The organism is Microbacterium sp. NPDC055683, assembly GCF_053617895.1.
Map to the genome: position 1 here is coordinate 64,123 of NZ_JBSHGQ010000018.1, position 3,645 is coordinate 67,767.

The 3,645-nt window shown below is 72.0% G+C and carries 2 protein-coding genes; one reads left to right on the forward strand and one right to left on the reverse strand.

The window, feature by feature from the left end:
* Positions 1–2,051: ATP-binding protein (locus ACWGPF_RS08990; protein WP_452332497.1), on the reverse strand; the 2,051-nt coding region annotated here is incomplete at its 3' end.
* Positions 2,052–2,190: 139 nt separating this feature from the next.
* Between ACWGPF_RS08990 and ACWGPF_RS08995 the strand changes: the two genes are divergently transcribed.
* Positions 2,191–3,609 carry a cation:dicarboxylate symporter family transporter gene (locus tag ACWGPF_RS08995; RefSeq protein ID WP_452332498.1) on the forward strand — a complete coding sequence of 473 codons (1,419 nt, stop codon included), beginning with the start codon at positions 2,191–2,193 and terminating at the stop codon, positions 3,607–3,609.
* Positions 3,610–3,645 lie beyond the last annotated feature (36 nt).

Below are 3,645 nucleotides of genomic sequence, written 5' to 3' on the forward strand. Positions count from 1 at the left end.
CACTTTCCGTCCTCAACCGGCACCCCCGGGACGGGAACTGCAACCCGGGCGAGAGACGAGCCGACCCCCACCCCGACCGACCCCTCCTCGCCCGGCTCGCACTTTCCGTCCTCAACCGGCACCCCCGGGACGGGAACTGCAACCCGGGCGAGAGACGAGCCGACCCCCACCCCGACCGACCCCTCCTCGCCCGGCTCGCACTTTCCGTCCTCAACCGGCACCCCCGGGACGGGAACTGCGACCTGGACGGACGGGCGGACGGACGGAGGAGTGGAAGGGCGGGCCGACGGAAGAACGGCAGGGCGGGGCAGCGTCACGGTGAACACGGCGCCGCCCTCGCGGGTCCGGGTGATCTCGATGCCGCCGCCGAGCCCCTCGACCGTCTGCCGGACGAGCGCCAGCCCGTATCCGTGGCCCTGGCCGTCCGCGCGCTTCGTCGAGTACCCGCGGGCGAAGACGCGCTCGCGGTCGCGCGGGACGACCCCGTCGCCGCTGTCGGTCACCTGGAACACGATGCCGCCGTCCTCCGCCTCCCCGAGGTACACCTCGATCCACGCGCCCGTCTCGCCCGTCCGCCGTGCCCGCGACGCCGCCGCCTCGATCGCGTTGTCGACGAGATTGCCGAGGATGGTCACGACGTCGGCGGGTGGGATCCCCTGCGTCCCCGGCGGCAGGTGCGTCTCGAAGTGCATCTCGACGGCGCGCTCGTGCGCCTGCGCCGACTTGCCGAGGAGGAGCGCCGCGATGACGGGCTCGTCCACGGCGTGCAGCACGCGATCGGCCAGCCGCTGGCCGACCGCGCGCTCCGCCGCCGCGAAACCGAGCGCCTCGTCTGAGCGTCCCAGCTCGATGAGCGAGGCGATCGTGTGCAGCCGGTTGTCGAACTCGTGCGCCTGAGCGCGCAGCGCGTCCGAGATCGTCCGCACCGATGACAGCTCCCCCGTCACGCGCCGCAGCTCCGTTCGGTCGCGCAGGGTGACGATCTCGGCGCTCCTCCCCGACACCACGACCTCGGAGCGCGTCACGAGAAGCTCGCGCCCGCCGACCCGCACGACGTCGTCCGGGCCGTCGATCGCAGATCGCGCCGACGCGCCCAGGTCGTCCAGGTCGAACGGGGGCGTCCGCGCGCTCGCGAGCAGCACGCCGGCCTGGTCGTTCGCGAGCACCACGCGCCCCGGGCGCCGGATGGCCGCACCCGCGCCTGCCGCGCCCGCACTGCCCGCACCCCCGCCATCCGCACTGCCCGCGCCCCCGCGATCCGGCGCTCCGCCATCCGCCGTCGCGCCATCCGGGCCGGGGCGCTCGACCAGAACAAGGCCCTCCTCGAGAGAGTGCAGCACCGCCTCGTGCGCCGCGAACAGCCGCGCGAGCTCGTCGGGATCCCTTCCGTCGGTCATCCGGTACAGCCTGCGGAACAGCAGGATGGTGGCAGCCGCTCCCAGCCCGACGATCGCGAGCGTCGCGAGTCCCACGATCTGCAGGCGCACGAGAACGGCCCCCGTCACGTTGTCGAGCGTCACGCCCGCCGACACGAGCCCGACGATGCGGCCATCCGCCTCGACCGGCGTCACCGCGCGCAGCGACGGGCCGAGCGTCCCCGCGTAGACCTCCGTGAAGGTCCCTCCGTCGAGGGCAGGGGCGATGCTGCCGAGGAACTCCCCGCCGATGCGCGCACGGTCGGCGTGCGTGTAGCGCGTGCGGTCGGTGTCCATGATCGTGATGTAGTCGACGCCCGTCGCCGCGATGATGCGCTCGACGTACGGCTGCAGCGCCGCCGACGCCCGGGCGACCGATGCCTCCCGATCCGGGTCGTCGTGTGCCGCCGACACATCGTCGATGACCGTCGGCTCGCTCGCGAGGGTGAGCACGAGCGACGTCGTCTGGTCCTCGGCATCCGCGAGGGCCGCCGCGCGCGCATCCCACGCGAGCGCGGCGAACACGATCGCGCCGCCGGCGAGCAGCACGGCCGACTGCACGCCGAGCACCCGCGCCGCCACGCTGCGCCGTCGCGCCCGCGGGCGACGCGCACCCGGGGCGCCGCGTCGTGCCATCCCCCCATTGTGTCGGGCGGCGGCGCGCCATGACCCTCGCCGCCCGCGAACACTATGCACGCAACAGGGCACAGCCCTCCCGCCCCGCGCACGATGGACCCCGCGTCGACCCGATCGGCGCCCCGAAGGAGGAGACCCCATGGCAACGACGCCACAGGCCGCGCAGCGTCGACGCGGCATCGACAAGCAGCACTGGCTCTACATCGCGGTGATCATCGCGGTCGCCGCCGGCATCGCCGTCGGCCTCATCTGGCCCGACTTCGGGTCGTCGCTCGCGTGGATCGGCAAGGCGTTCGTCGCGCTCATCAAGATGATGATCGCGCCCGTCATCTTCTGCACGATCGTGCTCGGCATCGGCTCCATCGCGAAGGCCGCCACGGTCGGGAAGGTCGGCGGGCTCGCGCTCGGCTACTTCCTCGTCATGTCGACGTTCGCCCTGTTCATCGGCCTCGTCGTCGGCAACATCATCCACCCCGGCGAGGGACTCGCACTCAGCAACCCGGGCTACGAGATCGAGGGCGAGGCGGAGACGACCACCGACTTCCTCATGGGGATCATCCCGACGACCCTCTTCTCGCCGCTCACGGGCGAGTCGGTGCTGCAGGTGCTCTTCGTCGCGCTTCTCGTCGGCTTCGCCGTGCAGCGGCTGGGTGCGAAGGGCGAGCGCGTCCTCGAGGGCATCCGCCTCGTGCAGGCGGTCGTGTTCCGCGTGCTGACGATGATCCTCTGGGTCGCGCCGATCGGCGCGTTCGGCGCCATCGCGGGCGTCGTCGGCGACACCGGATGGGGCGCGGTCGTCGCGCTCGGCACGCTCATGGTCGGCTTCTACGTGACGTGCATCCTCTTCATCGGCGTCGTCCTCGCCGCCGTGCTGTGGTTCGTCGCGCGCATCAACATCTTCTCGGTCATGAAGTACCTCGGCCGCGAGTACCTCCTCATCGTCAGCACGTCGTCGTCGGAGTCGGCCCTCCCCCGCCTCATCGCGAAGATGGAGCACCTCGGCGTCTCCAAGCCCGTCGCGGGGATCACGGTGCCGACGGGATACTCCTTCAACCTCGACGGAACGGCGATCTACCTCACGATGGCGTCGCTCTTCATCGCGACCGCGATGGGCACTCCGCTGTCGGTGTCGGAGCAGATCGGCCTGCTCGTGTTCATGATCATCGCGTCGAAGGGCGCGGCGGGCGTGACGGGCGCGGGCCTCGCGACCCTCGCGGGCGGCCTGCAGACCTACCGCCCCGACCTCGTCGACGGCGTCGGCATCATCACGGGCATCGACCGATTCATGTCGGAGGCGCGCGCGCTCACGAACTTCACGGGCAACGCCGTCGCCTCGATCGTCGTCGCCACGTGGACGCGCGAGTTCGACCGCGACCAGGCGCGCCAGGTGCTGCGCGGGGAGCTTCCGTTCAACGAGAAGACGATGACCGACGACCACGACGCTCCCGACTTCTCCCACCTGCCCGAGCTGCCCGCAGACGGCCAGGGGCCCTCGCCCATCTCCACGGTCATCCGCACCGACGACGGCGACAGGGCGCGCGAGCGCGCGCGGAGCTGACGCCTCGGGAGTGAAGCGGCCCCGGTCGGATGACCG